The sequence below is a fragment of the Pararhizobium sp. LjRoot238 genome (genome assembly GCF_964252955.1).
GTDB lineage: Bacteria > Pseudomonadota > Alphaproteobacteria > Rhizobiales > Rhizobiaceae > Pararhizobium.
In genome coordinates this window covers 17,843-36,329 of record NZ_CAXUPP020000003.1, presented here as the reverse complement: position 1 = coordinate 36,329, position 18,487 = coordinate 17,843, and the positions used below count along the sequence as shown (strand labels likewise).

The window sequence follows — 18,487 nt, the reverse complement described above, 5'->3', positions numbered from 1 at the left end:
TCTTGATTATTCGGCGGCGGCCAGGCAGGTCTCTGCCGGTTCGTTTCGAAGCTTTTCGCGAAGCTCCATCAGAAGCACGCCAAGCATGTTTTTGCCGACACCATTGACCTCACCCCAAAGGCGGTTGACCTCGTTGTCGACGGTAGCGGCCTCAACGAGACGCGCATCTCCTGTCGACAGAAGGAGAGCCTTGAGATCCTCATGCTGGGTGAACTTGGCGTGGAGGACGGCGCGCATTCTGTCGAACTTCGTCTTCGACCAGCCGGGACTGACATCCCAATAGTAGAGACCATGAGCCGCCATCGCGAGAAGCGCCGGGCTCGGGGCTTCCATGAGCCACTTGCGAACGGCGGGCTTGCGCGCCTTGCCGGCTTGGTAAGCATGCTCCGAGGTTACGAAGATCTGGCCCTCGAACGAAATGCTACGGCGATACAGATTGCTCAGCGGCCCAAAGGGCTTTTCGTTGGCGCGATAGAAGCGGATTTCCGTTTGGTCAACCATATCCCCACCTTCCTTGAAAAACCCTACGATTGAGTATATGTGATTTTGCATGAAACTCAATCCCACCGAGCGTAAGAGGCTTGTTGCCGCCATTGATAAGTGTCGGGCGGAAAAGGGTCTTTCGATCTCGGTTCTTGCCGAGATGTCTGGGGTTGAACAAAGTCAGACAAGCCGAATCTGCATGGGCCAGTTCTCATCGATCAGCTCGAATGTGATGCAAATATGCATAGCCTTGGGTCTTCAGCCCCAGCCGAGCGGCGCCTTGCTCAGCAACGCACTTGCAGCGGGTCTTGCCTCGCTATGGGACGGAAGCAAAGAAGACGAAGAAAGGCTTCTTGATCTTTTGGGGGCGATCGCGAAGGTCAAAGCAGGAACGCATTGAAAGACTCGCCGCTCGCAGGACTCTTAGTCAAACAATTCCCCACGCCCGAAACCTCCCCCTCCCCGTCATCTCTCTGAGACCGAGCTCGAGAACAATCCGCCGCGCCGCCTGCGGCGTGACCCCGAGCGTCTTCACCACCATGCCGGCCGACACCAGCGGCTTTGCCATCACCAGCTCGACCAGCTCCGGCAGTTTTGAAGACGTGCGGCGTCCGTCCAACCTTCGTTCCATCATGGTGCGTGCGAGCGCCAGCCGGTCATGTTCTTTCAACCCGATTTCGGCGGCCGCTATCAACCCATGCGCGATCGCCAGCAGCCGGGTTTCGCGATCGCGATGCCGGCGCCGATCGACCGGAATGGTTTTGAGGCCGAGATTGACGGCGGCAAGATGCGCCCCAGTGGTGACGCCGGCCTGGCGCAGGATCGACGCAGCCAGCAGCCGACCAAGCCACGGCGCATGCTGCAGCACGCTCAAAAAATTCCAGGCATCGAGGGCGACGATCGCCTGCAGCACCGCCGGTAAGTCCTGGGCCTGCCGCAACACGCCCCGCCACTCCTCCAGCCGCCCGTCCTCGTCCCAGTCGAGATCATAGACCAGCGGATCCTTTTCCCGGGCCCGAGCCGGGCCGGGCGTTTTTGCCTGTTCGATAGCAGCGTCGGAGCGGGCCAGCACGGCATCAATGGCGGCGAACTCGGCGTCGAGCGGGCTATCGACGTCAGAGGTATCATCCCCCTCCCCTGCTCCAGACACTTCTCCATCCGGCTCTGAGGTGTCGATCGCCACGGTGCCGTCGGCGCCATGTGATGCTGCAGGCCACGCTTGCCCGCGGAGGCTGCGGAGACCGTCGGGGCTGAGCGGCCAGCCGGGTGGCTGCGTGGATATCCGCCGGCGGGTTTTCAGGACATCGCGGGCGATGGTCAGTTCGTGGGTCGGCGCGCGGATGTCGGCGCCGGCGTCATGCAGGACGAGGTCTTCGAGATGGACAAGCTCGCCATCGATCCACAGCGACGCGGCCGCATCGGCAAAATGCATGCGTTCGATCCACCCCTGCCCCACCGTGGAACGGGCAATGCGCTCGTCGAGACGTGCAAGTGCGGCGCCGGCGTCCGAGACCGGCTTTATGAGCGTCTGGACGGGCAAGTTGGTGAGATCGTAACGCATTGAAATCATGGTAAATGATTTGCTACAGGAACTCTATCTGAATATTACGGTTCCTCACATGGGATGATCGTTGGGTGGTGAGCTAACCATCGATAACCAGCGCTTATCGATGGTAGTTGATCTGGAGTCGCAAATCAGCAAGTATCGGGGCGAATCAGGCTGTCGTGGCCGCCGAATACAGCTATTTTGGAGCCTCCGTGGCCAAAGCCAAGACATCAGCAACTGCCGTCGAACGCCGCGCCGAAGAGCTCGACACCATCGCCGCCGTGCTGCCGATTGAGCGCCGCGACGAGCTCGCCGAGCTGCTCACCGACCACGACATCGAGACGCTGCGCCATCTCGTCAACCAGGGTATGGGCGACAACACGCTGCGGGCGCTGACCTCGGATCTCGCCTATCTGGAAGCCTGGGGATTGGCCGCCACCAAAAAGTCGCTGCCCTGGCCGGCGCCCGAAGCGCTGCTCCTGAAATTCGTCGCTCATCATCTCTGGGATCCGCAGCGCCGCGAGACCGATACCGATACCGATCACGGCATGCCCGCTGCGGTCGACGAGAACCTTCGAAATCAGGGGTTTCTGAAATCCGTCGGTCCGCACGCGCCAGCCACGGTACGCCGCCGGCTGGCCAACTGGTCGACGCTAACCAAGTGGCGCGGCCTCGATGGTGCGTTCGCCTCCCCTGCCCTCAAATCGGCCATTCGTCTCGCCGTGCGCGCCGTCCCCCGAATGCGGGGCCGCAAGAGCGCCAAGGCGGTCACCGGCGACGTGCTGGCAAGAATGCTGGCGACCTGCGCCACCGACAGTCTGCGCGATCTGCGCGACCGGGCGATCCTGATGGTCGCGTTTGCCTCCGGCGGCCGACGGCGCAGCGAAATCGCCGGACTGCGGCGTGAACAACTGACCGTCGAGCCACCGATCGAGATGCCGGACGGCCCTCCCCTCCCCTCTCTCGCCATCCATCTCGGCCGCACCAAGACCACCGCCGGCGAGCAGGATGACGTCGTCTATCTCACCGGCCGGCCGGTCGAGGCGCTGAACGCCTGGCTGCAGGCCGCGACGATCGATGGCGGCAGCGTGTTTCGGGCGATCGGGCGATGGGGCACGGTTTCGAAGCGGGCCCTCGATCCGCAGTCGGTCAATGCGATCATCAAGCAGCGGGCTGAAATGGCCGGGCTGGAGCCTGGGGAGTTTTCGGCGCACGGGTTGCGGTCGGGTTATCTGACTGAAGCGGCTAATCGCGGTATCCCCCTCCCGGAAGCCATGGAGCAGTCGCGTCATCGATCTGTGCAGCAAGCCTCGAGCTACTATAACAGTGCCACGAGGCGTACCGGCCGCGCGGCTCGCCTGTTGCCCTGATGATATTAGTGGGCTGCACTAGTCGCCCAGCGCCCTGAATCCCTCCAATTCACGTTTAAGGCGCGGGATAAGCAACCGACGAGGAAAACCTTACCCTTTGCAGCCCGCCGAAATGGCCACGTTGAGAGCCGCGACTCATTCCATTCGAACGATGAGATGTGCGAGCGACGCTGATCAACTCGGGCCCGAGGGGCCTGGTTACCCTGAAGGCAAATCTCGCCCATCCAATGCGCTTGGGCTCGTCATCGAACCATTGCAGTGTCCAGATTGCCGACATCCTGGCTGGCGCCACTGCGGATGTCATCCGCAAGGATCAAGAAATGGATTTCAAGCAGCTCGGCGCAGCAATTCACCGTTGCTGCATGAAGATAGTGTGCTGCCCGACCCGGCCATCTGCAATATACCGGCATTTCTGAATCGGCTGGCTCTTCGGGAGCTTGCCCAAGGAACGCTTCAAGGCGCTCACCCCTACCAAGATATGGACATTTTTTTATGATGCCACGGAAGCGCAACTTAGGGCCTAGCTTGCAGGACTGAGATCATAATTGGTGGCTTAGCGGTTATGGGGCGGAAACAGCTGCTGCCTGCTCAAGGTGTTGGGCATTTCGGCCAAACACCTGTTCATAGCTTGCCGCGAATATCTTGGCGTTAAGGTCCGTGACCATGCCATCAGCGATATTATCATCTGGACCGATGGCACTCGGCATATGCTTGGCTTCCAGGATAATCGCTCGGGTTGGGTTGATAGGGTAGTACAGCGCGAAGGCATAGTGGCCCCCACCCGGCAACACGTTGAGCGTTGGCTGGTCTCCAGTGATGAAAGCCAGCCCGGCTGACGCATTAAGAATTCGAAGGCGCCAGTTTTCGCGCTCGGAATATAAGCTCCAGCCCATATTGGTAGCGAAGACCAGCCGGAGGATCGGCCAAATCTTTTCAACTCGTTCACGTATCGGGCCGGCTGGAAAACCAGAGACCGTGCGATGCCGCATGTTTTTGGTTCGCAGGTGCTGCAGAGAGAGAAAGAACGCGAGATCCATCGCGTGCTCGTCGATACTCCATAGGTCCCGCTGGCCATTGCGAAGCGCATCGAGCAAGGAGATCGCGGTATTTTCGGCCGAGCTGTGCAGATTCTCCTCAGACTGGATCTCAACCTTCTCGATCTCGGCTGTGATCTCGGCATCCTGAACACCACTCGCCTCGAGATATCGTCGCAGCCGCGATGGCGCGGCAAAATCTTTCAACCAGCCGAGCGCCAGGTCGCGCAGCATCGATGTTTTGATCGTCTGTTCGATAAACACGCGGGCGAAGGTCTCATCATCTTCCGACAAGACGGGGAGCCGATAGAAGTCGCGTTCAACGGCGATATTGATCGGGTTTGACGCGAATACGGGGCGCCCCTTACGCAGGACGGAAACATTCCCGTTCGTCTCCCACGCAGAAAGGTAGTGTCGCCAGACGTAATGCTGCCGCCGCGTTACCGTCATGCACGACCATAAAGGTCAGTTAATTCATACCGCAGCTTCATGCTTCAACTTCCAGGTCTTCTGATAGAAGGCATACTTTTAAATTGGCAGGCAGCAAGTTTTGATTGCAACTTCCCGCTGAATTCATAATCTATAGTTTAGCTTGGGGGCTTTCAATGAAATTGGTGGGATTTCGCACTCTTGTATGCGTGTCACTGTTGTCTGCCCTGACGGGATGCGGTGCGACGCTGCCGGTGATGGACTATCGCCACCGGAGCGATGAAGACTTTGCAGGCTTCGTGCGCGCGGTCGCGGCGCATGTCAAATGCGAGATGCGCCGCTCCGTCGCGCGGGAATACGCGCCAAACGACCCAAACCGCAAAGTTCTATATGACTGGGCTGCGAAGATCGCGCTGACCATTAGGGCCTATGACAAGGGCAACCTGAACCCCAATGTTTCCCTGATAAACAGTACGGAAATATTGAAGGCCGCAATCGGCGCGCAGGTTGAAACCAATGGCACGCGCGAAATGACGATGACCTACTACCTCCCCTTCAAGGAGTTGCTGCCATCACGCGACGTAATCGACCAGAAAGGTAAGACGCTGGACTGCTCGAAAATATCTGACGAAATCGAGCCGATTGCCGGCAATCTCGGGATTGAGAACACGCTGCAGGCGGCGCTTCAAGCGTGGGATGGCTTCGGGACGCTTTCCGACCGGATCGAAGGCGGCCCGTTTGAAACCGTGACGCACAAGGTTTCATTCCAGGTGACCGGCGGTGCCAGCACCACGCCCACCTGGACGTTTACCGATGTAACGGTCAATCCGTCACCGACTTTCCTATCAGCCACCAGAACGAGAACGGACGAGTTGCTGATCACAATGGGCCCGACACAGCTGGGGACACGTAAGGAACGGGTCCCCTCCCCTGCCCTCAACCAGTCGTTCGAGATTGAGCGACTTCGCGATGTTCTCAATCGTTAGCAAGGAACTGCACGATGCCCACCACGCGCAAGGAATGCATGAGAAGCCAGACGCAGCCGATTTCCCGGATCGTTCCCCTCGACGTCAACTCCGCCAGTGCCATGGGCTGGTCGCATACGGGCGGAGTTGCCGGAACCACCCAACCAGCCATCGCACCGGATGTACCTGACAATCGCAATCAGACACCCGGCATGTTCCGGCTGGCCTATTTCTATCCTTCGAAGACCATTGCGCGATTTACAAACAATGTCGATCTGCAGGCCTCGGTCGAGTTCACAGGCCCTGCCCTCGCATGCGGCGGGGCGCTGGAATAGCCTACGTAGCAGAACCCTGATCAGGTCGGATTGGGCGCGGGCGCTGCTGCCCATTGCAGTCCCCAATCGAACCCCACCCTGTCCTCGGTGCTCAGGATGGCAGACACAGCCTTGTTGAGGTTTTCCAGCATCACAAGCCTTCTCTCGATCGGAAAACCTCCCTGTCGTGGTGGCGGCTGTAGCCGCCTGAAGGTACCAAGAAAGCCGTTTTGATCCTTCTCGTCCAGTCCGTCCGGGATAACCACAAGCGCAATCGCGGGCGTATGGCCCTGGACGCGAAGAGGGGGCAAAAAGCGAAACGGAACGGCTGCGAGGAATTTGTCTGCAGTGACGACGAGGGGTGTTGGTGCGTTTTTATTGACCTCGGCGTTCAGGAAGCGGGGCATCATGTACCAGGTCAAGAGATCCATTGCGCGGTTGCGCAGATATCCCTGCGACAGAGCTTCGGGCTCATCATCCTTAGGGGCGAAGAAGCTGTCAACGGATGTAACGAGCTGGACGCCACTTTGGTCAACCGCTCCTCTGTCCGCAAGCGCGTAGAGTGTGAATGCCGCAAGTCCAATCAGGCCGGCAAAGACCGGAACATCACCCACTAATAGCGTTCTGAAACGCGCGATTCGATCCTCAAATGGCATCTTTCGGCGCTGGAGGGACCGTAATGCGGCAATATAGGCAAACAGAGCGCCAGCCATCACGCGCAGGTCGGGTTCCCGCTTTTGACACATGCCAATCATCTCATCGATGTAATTCGGGGCAAATATCTGACCACGGACGGCTGCTGTAGCCATGAAACGCTCGATCATTTCATGTCTTCCAAGCCCTGCTTTCGCTTGCTCTCGGAAGACCGGATTTGAGATCCACTGTTCTGCGAGGGCAATCGACGGATTGAGCGTAAATTCCTGGGCGCCAGGAACATTCTTCAACCCATCCAGCAGGTTATCGCTCCGGAGAAGATCGATAAATGCATTGTTGTCGAGGTAGAGATCAACTTTGCTGAGATCACCCTGCGCGTCGGCGAATGGCTGTATGAAATGGAACGCACCGTGTTTCCAGATGCGGTTCGAATATGGGATCATTTCCGTCATGCCTCCTCTGTCGAACGGCTCCATAAACCATTTCAGAGCCATTGCGACCATAAGAATGCGGTATTTCAAAACATGGTTTCGAACGTAAAAACATCGTTCTAGATAATCTAAATCCTCCACAAGCCGCCCGTGAGAACCTCCAATGGTCCTCGATGAGACCAGTACCCGCGCCCGTTACCAGTCCAGGAAGTATCAGCGACATTGATGAAACTAAGACCGCTTGGATAGCAGGAACGCGATGACGTGAGATTCGACGGAAAAACCCTGACAGCTGTCAGGGTTTTGGTACCAATCCTCTTATCCGGCGGCTCTATCGCTTTGTCCATGCGCTCTCAGCAGCGCCATGAGAACCGGCCCTAACGAAAATTCGCCCCGTGCCGCCTTACGTGTCAAATCTCGGAGATATCCTCCCGGCGAGTTGATGTGCCCTGTCCGCTCGAGGATGCAAGCCATCGCGGCCGCGGCATTTTCCGGCCCCATCACCTCGCAGGCCTCTTGATAGGCCGACGGGCTGACGCCCAGCATCGACCGGACGACCACCGCTGCACCCATCATTTCGCGCCAACTTCCGATCGTACCGCCCGTCCCATACATCGCGATCTCGGGGCAAGCCCGCATCACCATGCCAAGCGGAAAATTCCGCACTGGCTCCCGCTTCGGCCGATCATCGCCCACCGCCTTTGCGTCCTGCTCCTGTCTAGAGCTAGGTTCAACTTCATGGATGGATTCGGTATTTGAATTCTGTATGTGACGCTCACTATGGTCACCATTGATGCTAATATTTTCGTCTTTTTGCTGCATTTCCAGGATGTTGATAATCTCCTGCTGCAGAAGCTCCATCTCGTCTAAGATTGACCTGACGTCACCAAGCGTTGGAGAGCGCGGAATCCTGCCCACGAGACCGATGTACATCGCTTCGATGCTTTCCCAGTTGCCCGATGCACCTTCCTCGATCGCAACAGAAATGAGCTTTCGAACGTCGCGCCGGCATATCGTCAAATTTTCCTTTGCCCGCCGGAGCGCAAAACGATCGGCAACCACCTGTTGCGCGCTCATGGCCAGCTCATCTGCTCGCATGAGCAACGGTGAAAGATCAAAGCCGAATGCGCTATCGATCGCACCCGCCTTGTCCTTCCGGGCGTAGCGCTTTCCATTGGCGCTGTCCTTTCGCACGATCAGACCCGCCTCAACGAGAAGGGCCAGATGTCTACGAAGCGTAGCCCCGGCGATACCGTGCGCCCGAAGTGTCAATTGAGCGTTGGACGGGAAAACGATGAGCTGCGCATCTTGGCGCAATTGGCTGTCCGGATAGAAGCTCAGGAGCGCGTCCAGGACGGCCAGGCTGCGGTCCTGCAGCCCAAGCAGCTCCCTTGCTTCGGAAGCATCCCGAAAGACCTTCCATTTGTCCGCCGTCTTGCCTGGCTTGATCTCACTCGTCTCGATTTGCCGCCTCACCAAGGCAAGCGTCATCGGCCGCCGCCCAAAGGGCGTCGTCACACTTCCAATCTGCATCTTCTTCACCTTCAAAAAGGCAAAAGAAACCTGCTCACCAAATTACGGTGCCAAAGACTCTTGACTGGGATTCGGGGAAATGCGATTCTCTAGTTGTCACACAGAGAGAGAGGCTTCCACGACGGCAACGTTTGGGGGCCTTTTTCTTTTGCAGTTCTTCCTTTCTTCACCTCCAAACCCTGACAGCTGTCAGGGTTTTTCGTTTTCTCGCAGACGGGCAAAGCGCTCAGTGAGCGCTGGGAGCTCCGCCTGAACAAACTTCAAAAACTCAATCCCGAGTGAGCCCTCGGCCCAAATTCGAACCTCTTTCGAGGACATCGACAGAGCACCGAGCTTCGTTCCGTTCTTGTCCGTAATCGGGCTTGGTTCCCGACGACCCGTCGATGCCGGCTTGATGGCGTTCAACGCACGTTGAAACCTTTGATCGGAGGTCTCAGCCGGCTCGCCCTTCCTAACCAGCACCGCCCGCAGGGTATCGAGCGCTCCCCCGTCGCCCGCAACCGCCTTGGCAAGATCGAGCCAACGTGGCCGCCCGATCCTTGGCGCTCGCCCAATGGCCTCGATGATGTCCGCGGGAATGATCCTGTAGACATTCCGCATCCGAGCCAGTTCTGCGTCCTCGATCGAAAGCGCGGCGTAGATGTGCCGAGGCTTGATCCCCGCATCATCCATTCGCGACGCAAATAGCGCGCGCTCGATCCAGGTGAGGTCTTGGCGACCCGCGTTTTCGATGCCTTGTGCAAGAACTAGGTCGAGGTCGGAGATCTCGACTTCGAGAGCGCGAACCGGCCTGCCGAGCTGCATGGCAGCGAGCCAGCGTCGATGACCGTAGACGATCTGATAGCGACCTGGCGACGACGGATGTTTGCGAACCTGGACGGGAACCTTTTGCCCCTCAGTCTCGATCGACCGCCTGAACGCCTCGAAGCTCGTTGCGTCATCGTCCGGCAGTCTGTCCGGGTAAGGGGAGGGGTCGATGAGCGATGGATCCAACTCGCGAACCGCACCACCACCCGACTCAACGATAGCCTTCAAGCGATCTCGCTCTGTCCGGATGTCGTCGATTGCTCGGTGAGCAGCACCGATAACACCCGCTCCGACACGATTCCCGGAAACCGGGGCAGGGGGCTGCGACGGCTGCTGTTGATCCGTAGCCTGATCACTCTCCAGCTCCGCGGAAAGCAACCCGAAGCTGGCGACAATCGACTTGCGAGGGGATTTACTCATGTCCGCCCCCAGCTGTCATTGACGAGGCGAACAATCGCCTCGTTCACGGCATCTACCGCCTCTCGGGCACGCTTGTGAGTATCGCGCCCGATCTGCCCCAATTCGAGTTCGTACACCGAACGTTTGGCCAAGCCGGCTGCCTCAACGGCGGTGCTTTCAATGGCGGTTGGCAATAATACGTCGGAGCCGAACAGATGCCGAAGCATCGCAACGACTTGCGACTGTGGCGCGTCATTGGGGTCGTGTCGTGTGACCAGATACCGAATGAAGTCCTGGTCCAACTGAGCTCCGCTTTCGTTCAGAACACTAATCAGATCGCCCATCATAAGAAGGAACTGGCTCATTGACGCAACGTCCAGCATGGCCGGATGGACCGTAATGATCATGCTGGTCGCGGCGTATATCGCGCTCAACGTCAGAAAGCCGAGCGACGGCGGAGTGTCTAGAATCACGACGTCGTAGTCCGCCTCGACTTCCGAAAGGGCGAGTTTCAGTCGCTCAAAGAAGATTGCGCCGGAGCTGGACTTGTTCGCCAAGATCCGTGGCGTTTCGTGCTCATACTCCATGACTTCAAGATTGCCAGGAATGAGGTCGATTCCATCGAAATATGTCTTGCGAATTATATCGCGGATGGGACGACGCTCGGCGTCGTCGTAACGCAAAGCGGCATAGATCGTTTCATTCGCCCCGACATCAACTTCTGGCTGAGCACCGAACAAAGCGGACAAGGATGCTTGCGGGTCCAGGTCGAGTGCAAGGACGCGATACCCATGAAGGGCGAGATAGTGGGCAAGGTGTACGCAGGTTGTCGTCTTTGCGCTGCCGCCCTTGAAGTTGGCTATTGCAAGAACCTGTAGGTGCTCGCCGACACGACGGCGAGGGAGGAATCGTAAGGCGTCTACCGGCTTCTGCTTGGCGAACAGCTCGCGCAACTCGTTGATCTGGCCCAACGTATAGACGCGGTGATTATTCTCCAGCCTGCTGGGAACCGGTCCGCGACCTTCGGTGGACATGAGCTTTAGCGTGGAATCAGGTATCGATGTCAGCTTCGACACTTCGTTGGTCAGAAACGGACGGAGCGTCTTTTCCGACTTTGGCGGATACATACGAGTTCTGAGCTGCTGCAATTGCCCGGAGAGAAGCCCGGCATGGCGCATGATTTTGCTGCCGGCATCTTCCTTCGAGCCAACAACTGCTTCTACTCGGTTTGCTATCGCCATCTGTCCCTCTTGGCGGCTTTCCACCGGTTTACCGGCTATTGCCCGCCAAAGATAGAACACGATTCTCCGAACTGGTCCAGAAGTTTAGGGTTAACAAAAGGTTAACAACCGGGGACAATCTACTCGAAGCTATTCGACTTTTTGCTTTTCCGCTCCGGGAGTTAGCCTCAGATCTCCGGCTCCTTGATCCCGGATTGTTCTCCTGTGAATCCTACAAATCCGAACAGTGCAACAGCAAGGACATTAGGGGGCTCTGTAACGCCACACCCCTCATGAAGCGCGACTCACCTCGCAACGCACATGGTGAATCCTACAACTGCCCACCGATTCCGATCTGTGCTCATTACCCGACGGTATTAACGTCGGAGAATCGCAAATGCTGGCATCGGTCGTTGCAATCCCCAAATCCGAGCGCGAAAAACAGCTCGTTGACGCTCAACACAAGCTTCGGGCCCGAGTTTTTGGGGAACGGCTTGGCTGGGACGTCACCGTTCGAGACGGTGGCGAAAGAGATGAATTCGACGATCTTCTTCCCACCTACATCGTGACGACCACAGACAAGGGCGCCATCGCGGGATGCGCCCGCCTTCTTCCGGCCATGGGTCCCACGATGGTGACGGATGTATTTCCATCGCTATTGCCAGGCGGCCAACTCAGCGGCCATGCCGCGATGATCGAGAGTTCTCGCTTCTGTGTCGACACGGCTCTCGCTGAGGGGAGGGGCGACGGCTCGGTCCATGAGGCGACGCTGACCATGTTCGCGGGCATCATCGAATGGTGCATGGCGAATGGCTACACCGAGATTGTCACGGTGACCGATCTTCGATTCGAACGGATCCTCGCTCGCGTCGGATGGCCGCTGCAGCGTTTGGGCGAGCCGAAGAAGATCGGCGTGACGATGGCCGTGGCGGGCACACTACCCGCCAATGCGGACACGTTCCTTCGGCTCCGGCCCTCCAATTACCGTTCTGAACTCACCCCTGTCAGCCAGGCAGCGTAAGGAGAAATCCGTGAACCAGCTTCGCTCTCACCCCCGTCTTGTCCGCAAACTTCAGGAGGCACTCGGCGATCTGCTCTGCGTCGCCCTGGACGACGCGAGTGTCGTCGAGATCATGCTCAATCCGGACGGAAAGCTGTTCATCGAACGACTCGGTCACGGCGTTGCACCTGCCGGCGAGATGTCGTCGGCTGCCGCGGAGATGGTGATCGGGACCGTGGCGCATGCGCTTCAATCCGAAGTGGACACGGAACAGCCCATCATCTCCGGCGAGCTGCCAATCGGTGGCCACCGCTTCGAGGGTCTGTTGCCCCCCGTTGTAGCCAAGCCTGCCTTCACAATTCGACGCCGGGCATCGCGCCTCATTCCGCTCGAAGACTATGTCCGCACCGGCGTGATGACAGAATACCAGGCCTCGACGATCCGCAGTGCCATTTCCGCGAGGCTGAACATCATCATTTCCGGGGGAACGGGCTCGGGCAAGACAACGCTTGCGAACGCCGTCATCAACGAGATCGTCAAATCCACGCCGGATGATCGCCTCGTCATTCTCGAAGACACCGCCGAAATCCAATGCGCGGCCGAGAACGCCGTTCTCCTCCATACCAGCGATTCGATCGACATGGCGCGGCTCTTGAAGAGCACCATGCGGCTGCGTCCCGACCGGATCGTCGTTGGCGAAGTCCGCGACGGTGCGGCCTTGACCCTGCTCAAGGCCTGGAACACCGGCCACCCGGGCGGCGTGGCGACCATTCATTCGAACACCGCCATGTCGGCGCTACGCCGTCTTGAACAGTTGACGGCCGAAGCAAGCCAACAGCCGATGCACGAAGTGATCGGAGAGGCCGTCGATCTGGTCATTTCGATTGAGCGAACGCCGCGCGGGCGGCTTGTTCGCGACATCATCCAAGTCGAGCGGTTCATCAACGGACAGTACGAGATCGAATCCGATCAATTCACCGAAGAACAGGAGGCGCGCGATGTCGCGTAAGCATGCACTCATCGCCACCGCGCGTTTGGCGGCGCCCATTGTTCTCGCCTCGGTCGCGCCGGCGCTTGCCAGCTCCAGCGGCGGCCTTCCATGGGAAGGGCCACTCCAGCAGATCCAGGAGTCGATTACCGGCCCGGTAGCGGGCGCAATCGCGCTCGCGGCCGTGGCCATTGCCGGTGGCATGCTCATCTTCGGCGGCGAGCTCAACGATTTCGCGCGGCGCCTTGTGTATGTCGTTCTCGTCGCCGGGATCCTGCTCGGCGCTACCAACATCGTCGGCCTGTTCGGTGCGACCGGCGCTTCGATCGGGCTAACCGACGCGCAAATCACGTCAATTGGTGCGAACGGAGGAGGGGAGGGAGATCATGGCTGAGTCCCTGTCCGGCCTGCGGCGCAATCGCATCCATCGAGCCCTCTCGCGCCCGAACCTGTTAATGGGCGCCGACCGGGAGTTGGTCCTGATCACCGGACTTGCAGCCGTAATCCTGATCTTCGTGGTTCTCACGGTCTATTCGGCCCTCTTCGGCGTCGCCGTGTGGATCGTCATCGTCGGGCTTCTCCGAATGATGGCGAAGTCGGACCCGCTCATGCGGCAGGTCTATATCAGGCACATATCCTACAAGCCCTACTACAAGGCGACCACTTCGCCTTGGCGCCGGTACTGAGGAGGCGGCCATGGTACCTCTGAAGCGCTTCCGGGTGACCGGCCCATCCTTTGCCGATCTCGTTCCCTATGCCGGCCTCGTCGACAATGGTGTCCTTCTTTTGAAGGACGGCAGTCTCATGGCCGGCTGGTACTTCGCAGGCCCGGATTCCGAAAGCGCAACGGACCTCGAGCGCAACGACCTGTCGAGGCAGATCAATGCCGTTCTGTCACGGCTTGGAAGCGGCTGGATGATCCAGGTCGAGGCCATTCGCATTCCAACGGTCGACTACCCATCGGAAGACCGTTGCCATTTCCCTGACCCGGTGACCCGCGCGATCGACGCCGAGCGTCGGGCGCATTTCGCGCGCGAGCAGGGGCATTTCGAGAGCAAGCATGCGCTGATCCTGACTTACCGGCCCATCGAGTCCAAGAAGACTGCTCTCAGCAAATATATTTATTCGGATGAGGAAAGCCGGAAGAAGTCCTACGCGGACACGGTGCTCTTCGTGTTCAGGAACGCGGTACGCGAGCTTGAACAGTATTTTGCCAACACGCTTTCGATCCGGCGAATGGAAACCCGCGAAACGGTCGAGAGGGGAGGGGAGAGAATTGCCCGCTATGACGAGCTCCTCCAGTTCGCCCGATTCTGCACCACCGGGGAAAGCCATCCGATCAGGCTTCCCGATGTTCCCATGTATCTCGACTGGATCGCCACCGCAGAGCTTGAACACGGACTGACGCCAAAGGTCGAAAACCGTTTCCTGGGCGTCGTCGCGATCGATGGTCTGCCGGCCGAAAGCTGGCCGGGGATTCTGAACAGCCTTGACCTGATGCCGCTGACCTATCGATGGTCATCGCGCTTCATTTTTCTCGATGCCGAAGAAGCCCGACAGAAGCTCGAACGGACGCGGAAGAAATGGCAGCAGAAGGTCCGGCCGTTCTTCGACCAGATATTCCAAACGCAAAGCCGGTCCGTCGACCAGGACGCGATGACCATGGTGGTCGAGACGGAGGATGCCATCGCGCAGGCTTCGTCGCAGTTGGTCGCCTATGGCTATTACACACCGGTCGTCGTGCTGTTCGACAGCGATCGCGAAGCGCTCCAGGAGAAGGCCGAAGCGATCCGGCGGCTGATCCAGGCGGAAGGTTTCGGGGCGCGGATCGAAACACTTAACGCCACCGACGCCTATCTCGGCAGCTTGCCAGGCAATTGGTATTGCAACATCCGTGAGCCGCTGATTAACACCAGCAATCTCGCCGACTTGATTCCGCTGAACTCGGTCTGGTCCGGAAACCCGGTTGCGCCATGCCCCTTTTACGCACCGAATTCCCCGCCCTTGATGCAGGTTGCGAGCGGCTCGACAGCGTTCCGTCTGAACCTGCATGTCGATGATGTCGGCCACACGCTGATCTTCGGGCCGACCGGTTCTGGCAAGTCGACGTTGCTCGCCCTGATCGCCGCACAGTTTCGCCGCTACGAACATGCGCAGATCTTCGCCTTTGACAAAGGCAGTTCGCTTCTGCCCCTGACGCTCGCAGCCGGCGGCAATCACTATGAGATTGGTGGCGACAATGCGGAAGAGGGGAGAGCGTTGGCCTTCTGCCCGCTCTCCGATCTCAAAAGTGACGCCGACCGGGCTTGGGCGACGGAATGGATCGAGATGCTGGTCGGTCTGCAGGGTGTCACGATCACACCCGATCATCGCAACGCCATCTCTCGGCAGGTCGGACTGATGGCGAGTGCATCCGGTCGCTCGCTCTCGGATTTCGTCAGCGGCGTGCAGCTGCGCGAGATCAAGGACGCACTGCATCATTACACCGTCGATGGCCCGATGGGCCAGCTCCTCGATGCGGAAGAGGACGGCCTCACACTCGGCGCCTTCCAGACTTTCGAGATCGAGCAGCTGATGAATATGGGCGAACGCAATCTCGTGCCAGTGCTGACCTACCTGTTCCGCCGGATCGAAAAGCGTTTGGATGGGTCGCCGAGCCTGATCGTGCTCGACGAGGCTTGGCTGATGCTCGGCCACCCTGTGTTCCGCGACAAGATTCGCGAGTGGCTCAAGGTGCTCCGCAAGGCGAATTGCGCCGTCGTTCTTGCGACCCAATCGATCTCCGATGCCGAGCGGTCCGGGATCATGGACGTACTAAAGGAATCCTGCCCGACAAAGATATGCCTCCCAAACGGCGCCGCTCGCGAGTCGGGGACGCGAGAATTCTACGAGCGCATCGGCTTCAACGAGCGACAGATCGAGATCGTCGCTACGGCCATGCCGAAGCGCGAATACTACGTCGCCACGCCAGAAGGCCGGCGGCTCTTCAACATGTCGCTTGGGCCAGTCGCGCTGAGCTTTGTCGGCGCGTCGGGCAAAGAGGACCTCAAACGCATCCGCGGACTGAAATCCGAACATGGCCACGACTGGCCGATCCACTGGCTTGAAACGAGAGGAGTTCACGATGCCGCATCGCTACTCAGGTTCGAATAGATGGCTCGCCTGCTTGGCGGCCGCCGCTCTCACGCTCGGAGCTGCAGGCTCAGTACAAGCCGGCACGGCCACTGGCGCTGCGACCGAATGGACACAGCTCGCCAACAACGCGCAGCTTGTCGATCTCATGAAAAGCTCCGGCATCCAGGTCGACAATCAGCTGACTCAGATCAGCCAGCTTGCAGAGCAGATCCAGAACCAGCTGAAGATCTACGAGAACATGCTGCAAAACACTGCGCAGCTTCCTGACCATGTCTGGGGTCAGGTCGAAAGCGATCTCAACCAGCTGCGCAGCATCGTCGACCAGGGACAGGGCATCGCCTTTTCGATGGGCAACGCCGACGATGTTCTTCAGCAGCGCTTTCAGAGTTATGCCGATCTCAAGACGAATTTGCCTGATAACGCGACGTTCTCCTCCACCTACCAGTCCTGGTCGAACACCAACCGCGACACGATCGCCAGCTCGCTGAAAGCGGCGAGCCTCACGGCCGACCAGTTCGATAGCGAGGAAGATGCGATGTCCTCGCTGCGGTCGATGTCCGAAACGGCTGACGGGCAGATGAAGGCTTTGCAGGTCGGCCACGAGATCGCCGCTCAGCAAGTCGCGCAAATGCAGAAGCTTCGCGGTCTCGTCTCCCAACAGATGACAATGATGGGAACCTGGCTGCAGACGGAACAGACCGACAAGGACCTGGCGCAGGCGCGGCGGGAAAAGTTCTTCAACGCCGAGGTCAGGAGCGTTCCGGAAGGCCAGAAAATGGAACCGCGATGGTGAGCCGCCCCGTCCTGATTGCCTTACTGGTTGCTGTCGCCGCTGCATCGTCCGCAGCGACAGTGCTGATCCTCAATTCCCGAAACACAGGAATACCTGCGCTCACCGAGGAGCAGCGCGCCGTCCGGGAAAAATTCTTCGGCTCCGACAAGGAGCTGCCGCCGGTCAAGGAAGGCCAGGAGATGCGTCCGAGATGGTGAAGGTAACTGTTGCGCGTTCTTTACTGATTACAGGTCTCTTTTTCCTCGCCTATGCTGTTCCCGCATTCGCGCAGGAGGGACAGGTCCTCACGGAACTGGAAAACCAGGTCTCGTCCGCTGCGAAGGGGTGGGAGACCACCATCATGGAGGCGGCGAAATCCCTATTCTGGATTCTCGCAACGATCGAGATCGGCATTGCGGCCGTCTGGTTGGCGATCCAGTCAGCCTCACTGGACAGCTGGTTCGCCGAACTGGTGCGGCGGATCATGTTTATCGGGTTCTTCGCGTTTGTTCTGACCCAAGGTCCGACCTTTGCGCGAGCGGTAGTCGACAGCCTTTTCCAGATTGGCGCCGGCGGTGGTTCAGCTTCGCCCGCTGAAGTGTTCGATGCCGGCATCCGCGTCGCCTCCCAAATGTCGCAACAAGCACAGTTCGGGGTGTTCGAAGACAATGCGCTCGCGATTGCCGCCGTTCTCGCCATGGGCATCGTTGTCATCTCCTTCTCGCTGGTTGCAGCTATTTTCGTGTCGGTCATGGTCGAAATGTATGTCGGCTTGCTCGCCGGCATGATCATGCTGGGGCTGGGTGGTTCGTCCTTCACCAAGGACTTTGCCATCCGATACCTCGTCTATGCCTTCGGCGTCGGCATGAAGCTCATGGCCTTGGTAATGATCGCCAAGATCGGATCGAACGTGCTGCTTGGCCTCGCTCAAGCTCCGACTGCCTCGTCGGATCAGTTCGTCACGACCTTGGCGATCGCCGGTATTTCCGTCGTGGTCTTCATCATCGCCATGTATGTCCCAAACATCATCCAAGGCGTTGTCCAGGGCGCATCGGTTTCCGGGGGCATGGAAGCGATCCGCCACGGGGGGCAAGCGGCATCATTCGCCGCCGGTGCTGGCTTCCTCGCCGCCGGCGCTGCCGGCGCGGGGTTTGCAGCGGCTCAAGCCGCACGAGCTGGCGGTTCATCCGTTGCAGGTTCTGCTCTTCGCGGCGTGGGTGCGAGCTTCACTTCCGGCGCGCAAGCAGCCGGATCAGCCGCCAAGGAAAAGGCAATCGGCAGTCCCGGCGCCTATGCGGGGTCCATTCTCGGGCTGGCCAATGCGAAGCTCGGTGAACGGCGCGGCGGTCATAGCGGACCGAAGCCTCCTCCCGAACGCAACGACAAACCGTAATCGAGACAAGGGAA

General features: G+C 59.0%; 19 protein-coding genes. 12 read left to right on the top strand and 7 right to left on the bottom strand.

Translation table 11 applies throughout. The features are described 5' to 3' along the window. Window positions 1-6: 6 nt before the first annotated feature. Window positions 7-501: an NADAR family protein gene (locus ACSQ3F_RS24865; RefSeq protein ID WP_436102883.1), complete on the bottom strand. Its 495-nt coding sequence runs from the start codon at window positions 499-501 to the stop codon at window positions 7-9. Window positions 502-550: 49 nt separating this feature from the next. Here ACSQ3F_RS24865 and ACSQ3F_RS24860 point away from each other — a divergent pair, with 49 nt between their 5' ends. Then, on the top strand, window positions 551-883 hold the full coding sequence (locus ACSQ3F_RS24860) for a helix-turn-helix domain-containing protein (RefSeq protein ID WP_436102882.1): 333 nt from the start codon (window positions 551-553) through the stop codon (window positions 881-883). A gap of 27 nt (window positions 884-910) precedes the next feature. Here the strand turns inward: ACSQ3F_RS24860 and ACSQ3F_RS24855 are convergent, their stop codons facing one another. Continuing rightward, window positions 911-2,053, bottom strand: coding sequence for an RHE_PE00001 family protein (locus ACSQ3F_RS24855; RefSeq protein WP_436102881.1), 1,143 nt, complete (start codon window positions 2,051-2,053; stop codon window positions 911-913). A gap of 188 nt (window positions 2,054-2,241) precedes the next feature. On the opposite strand from ACSQ3F_RS24855, the gene ACSQ3F_RS24850 reads away from it, so the two are divergent. Then, complete coding sequence (locus tag ACSQ3F_RS24850) at window positions 2,242-3,399, top strand: site-specific integrase (RefSeq protein WP_436102880.1); 1,158 nt, start codon at window positions 2,242-2,244, stop codon at window positions 3,397-3,399. Between the two features lie 560 nt (window positions 3,400-3,959). Here ACSQ3F_RS24850 and ACSQ3F_RS24845 read toward each other — a convergent pair. Further along, on the bottom strand, window positions 3,960-4,883 hold the full coding sequence (locus tag ACSQ3F_RS24845; RefSeq protein ID WP_436102879.1) for a DUF4238 domain-containing protein: 924 nt from the start codon (window positions 4,881-4,883) through the stop codon (window positions 3,960-3,962). 155 nt (window positions 4,884-5,038) lie between these two features. Here ACSQ3F_RS24845 and ACSQ3F_RS24840 point away from each other — a divergent pair, with 155 nt between their 5' ends. Together ACSQ3F_RS24840 and ACSQ3F_RS24835 are read left to right on the top strand one after the other, a co-directional pair. Next, the gene (locus tag ACSQ3F_RS24840; RefSeq protein ID WP_144083760.1) at window positions 5,039-5,848 is read left to right on the top strand and encodes a hypothetical protein; all 810 of its coding nucleotides are present in this window, start codon (window positions 5,039-5,041) and stop codon (window positions 5,846-5,848) included. Between the two features lie 14 nt (window positions 5,849-5,862). Then, window positions 5,863-6,162, top strand: a complete 300-nt coding sequence (locus tag ACSQ3F_RS24835; protein ID WP_028734351.1) for a hypothetical protein — start codon at window positions 5,863-5,865, stop codon at window positions 6,160-6,162. Window positions 6,163-6,182: 20 nt separating this feature from the next. On the opposite strand, the gene ACSQ3F_RS24830 is transcribed toward ACSQ3F_RS24835, so the two are convergent. The 4 genes from ACSQ3F_RS24830 to repA form a co-directional block, all read right to left on the bottom strand. Further along, window positions 6,183-7,247, bottom strand: coding sequence for a hypothetical protein (locus ACSQ3F_RS24830; RefSeq protein ID WP_436102878.1), 1,065 nt, complete (start codon window positions 7,245-7,247; stop codon window positions 6,183-6,185). A 297-nt stretch (window positions 7,248-7,544) separates the two neighbouring features. Then, window positions 7,545-8,759, bottom strand: coding sequence for a plasmid replication protein RepC (gene repC, locus ACSQ3F_RS24825; RefSeq protein WP_436102877.1), 1,215 nt, complete (start codon window positions 8,757-8,759; stop codon window positions 7,545-7,547). A 189-nt stretch (window positions 8,760-8,948) separates the two neighbouring features. Further along, the gene (gene repB / locus ACSQ3F_RS24820) at window positions 8,949-9,986 is read right to left on the bottom strand and encodes a plasmid partitioning protein RepB (RefSeq protein ID WP_436102876.1); all 1,038 of its coding nucleotides are present in this window, start codon (window positions 9,984-9,986) and stop codon (window positions 8,949-8,951) included. Beyond that, window positions 9,983-11,206 (bottom strand): plasmid partitioning protein RepA, encoded by a 1,224-nt coding sequence (gene repA, locus ACSQ3F_RS24815; RefSeq protein ID WP_436103117.1) that lies wholly within the window; start codon window positions 11,204-11,206, stop codon window positions 9,983-9,985. The genes repB and repA overlap by 4 nt, the downstream gene beginning before the upstream one ends. 376 nt (window positions 11,207-11,582) lie before the next feature. Between repA and ACSQ3F_RS24810 the strand changes: the two genes are divergently transcribed. The 8 genes from ACSQ3F_RS24810 to trbL are packed head-to-tail and all read left to right on the top strand — an operon-like array spanning window position 11,583 to window position 18,473. Beyond that, complete coding sequence (locus ACSQ3F_RS24810) at window positions 11,583-12,206, top strand: acyl-homoserine-lactone synthase (RefSeq protein ID WP_436102875.1); 624 nt, start codon at window positions 11,583-11,585, stop codon at window positions 12,204-12,206. A gap of 10 nt (window positions 12,207-12,216) precedes the next feature. Then, window positions 12,217-13,194 carry a P-type conjugative transfer ATPase TrbB gene (gene trbB, locus ACSQ3F_RS24805; RefSeq protein WP_436102874.1) on the top strand — a complete coding sequence of 326 codons (978 nt, stop codon included), beginning with the start codon at window positions 12,217-12,219 and terminating at the stop codon, window positions 13,192-13,194. Further along, on the top strand, window positions 13,184-13,567 hold the full coding sequence (locus ACSQ3F_RS24800) for a TrbC/VirB2 family protein (protein WP_436102873.1): 384 nt from the start codon (window positions 13,184-13,186) through the stop codon (window positions 13,565-13,567). Before trbB ends, ACSQ3F_RS24800 begins: the two co-directional genes overlap by 11 nt. After that, window positions 13,560-13,859 carry a conjugal transfer protein TrbD gene (locus ACSQ3F_RS24795; RefSeq protein WP_174080918.1) on the top strand — a complete coding sequence of 100 codons (300 nt, stop codon included), beginning with the start codon at window positions 13,560-13,562 and terminating at the stop codon, window positions 13,857-13,859. Before ACSQ3F_RS24800 ends, ACSQ3F_RS24795 begins: the two co-directional genes overlap by 8 nt. Window positions 13,860-13,869: 10 nt before the next feature. After that, window positions 13,870-16,326, top strand: a complete 2,457-nt coding sequence (locus ACSQ3F_RS24790) for a conjugal transfer protein TrbE (RefSeq protein ID WP_436102872.1) — start codon at window positions 13,870-13,872, stop codon at window positions 16,324-16,326. Next, a complete protein-coding gene (gene trbJ / locus ACSQ3F_RS24785; RefSeq protein WP_436102871.1) occupies window positions 16,298-17,101 on the top strand; it encodes a P-type conjugative transfer protein TrbJ in 804 nt (267 codons plus the stop codon). Before ACSQ3F_RS24790 ends, trbJ begins: the two co-directional genes overlap by 29 nt. Further along, on the top strand, window positions 17,098-17,298 hold the full coding sequence (trbK, locus tag ACSQ3F_RS24780; RefSeq protein WP_436103116.1) for an entry exclusion protein TrbK: 201 nt from the start codon (window positions 17,098-17,100) through the stop codon (window positions 17,296-17,298). The genes trbJ and trbK overlap by 4 nt, the downstream gene beginning before the upstream one ends. Beyond that, window positions 17,292-18,473: a P-type conjugative transfer protein TrbL gene (gene trbL / locus ACSQ3F_RS24775; protein ID WP_436102870.1), complete on the top strand. Its 1,182-nt coding sequence runs from the start codon at window positions 17,292-17,294 to the stop codon at window positions 18,471-18,473. Before trbK ends, trbL begins: the two co-directional genes overlap by 7 nt. Window positions 18,474-18,487 lie beyond the last annotated feature (14 nt).

Excerpts from the sequence above, each read along its gene's own strand:
- ACSQ3F_RS24865 (WP_436102883.1), bottom strand. The coding sequence starts at position 501 with ATGGTTGACCAAACGGAAATCCGCTTCTATCGCGCCAACGAAAAGCCC.
- ACSQ3F_RS24860 (WP_436102882.1), top strand. The coding sequence starts at position 551 with ATGAAACTCAATCCCACCGAGCGTAAGAGGCTTGTTGCCGCCATTGAT.
- ACSQ3F_RS24855 (WP_436102881.1), bottom strand. The coding sequence starts at position 2,053 with ATGATTTCAATGCGTTACGATCTCACCAACTTGCCCGTCCAGACGCTC.
- ACSQ3F_RS24845 (WP_436102879.1), bottom strand. The coding sequence starts at position 4,883 with ATGACGGTAACGCGGCGGCAGCATTACGTCTGGCGACACTACCTTTCT.
- ACSQ3F_RS24840 (WP_144083760.1), top strand. The coding sequence starts at position 5,039 with ATGAAATTGGTGGGATTTCGCACTCTTGTATGCGTGTCACTGTTGTCT.
- ACSQ3F_RS24835 (WP_028734351.1), top strand. The coding sequence starts at position 5,863 with ATGCCCACCACGCGCAAGGAATGCATGAGAAGCCAGACGCAGCCGATT.
- ACSQ3F_RS24830 (WP_436102878.1), bottom strand. The coding sequence starts at position 7,247 with ATGACGGAAATGATCCCATATTCGAACCGCATCTGGAAACACGGTGCG.
- repC (WP_436102877.1), bottom strand. The coding sequence starts at position 8,759 with ATGCAGATTGGAAGTGTGACGACGCCCTTTGGGCGGCGGCCGATGACG.
- repB (WP_436102876.1), bottom strand. The coding sequence starts at position 9,986 with ATGAGTAAATCCCCTCGCAAGTCGATTGTCGCCAGCTTCGGGTTGCTT.
- repA (WP_436103117.1), bottom strand. The coding sequence starts at position 11,206 with ATGGCGATAGCAAACCGAGTAGAAGCAGTTGTTGGCTCGAAGGAAGAT.
- ACSQ3F_RS24810 (WP_436102875.1), top strand. The coding sequence starts at position 11,583 with ATGCTGGCATCGGTCGTTGCAATCCCCAAATCCGAGCGCGAAAAACAG.
- ACSQ3F_RS24800 (WP_436102873.1), top strand. The coding sequence starts at position 13,184 with ATGTCGCGTAAGCATGCACTCATCGCCACCGCGCGTTTGGCGGCGCCC.
- ACSQ3F_RS24795 (WP_174080918.1), top strand. The coding sequence starts at position 13,560 with ATGGCTGAGTCCCTGTCCGGCCTGCGGCGCAATCGCATCCATCGAGCC.
- ACSQ3F_RS24790 (WP_436102872.1), top strand. The coding sequence starts at position 13,870 with ATGGTACCTCTGAAGCGCTTCCGGGTGACCGGCCCATCCTTTGCCGAT.
- trbJ (WP_436102871.1), top strand. The coding sequence starts at position 16,298 with ATGCCGCATCGCTACTCAGGTTCGAATAGATGGCTCGCCTGCTTGGCG.
- trbL (WP_436102870.1), top strand. The coding sequence starts at position 17,292 with ATGGTGAAGGTAACTGTTGCGCGTTCTTTACTGATTACAGGTCTCTTT.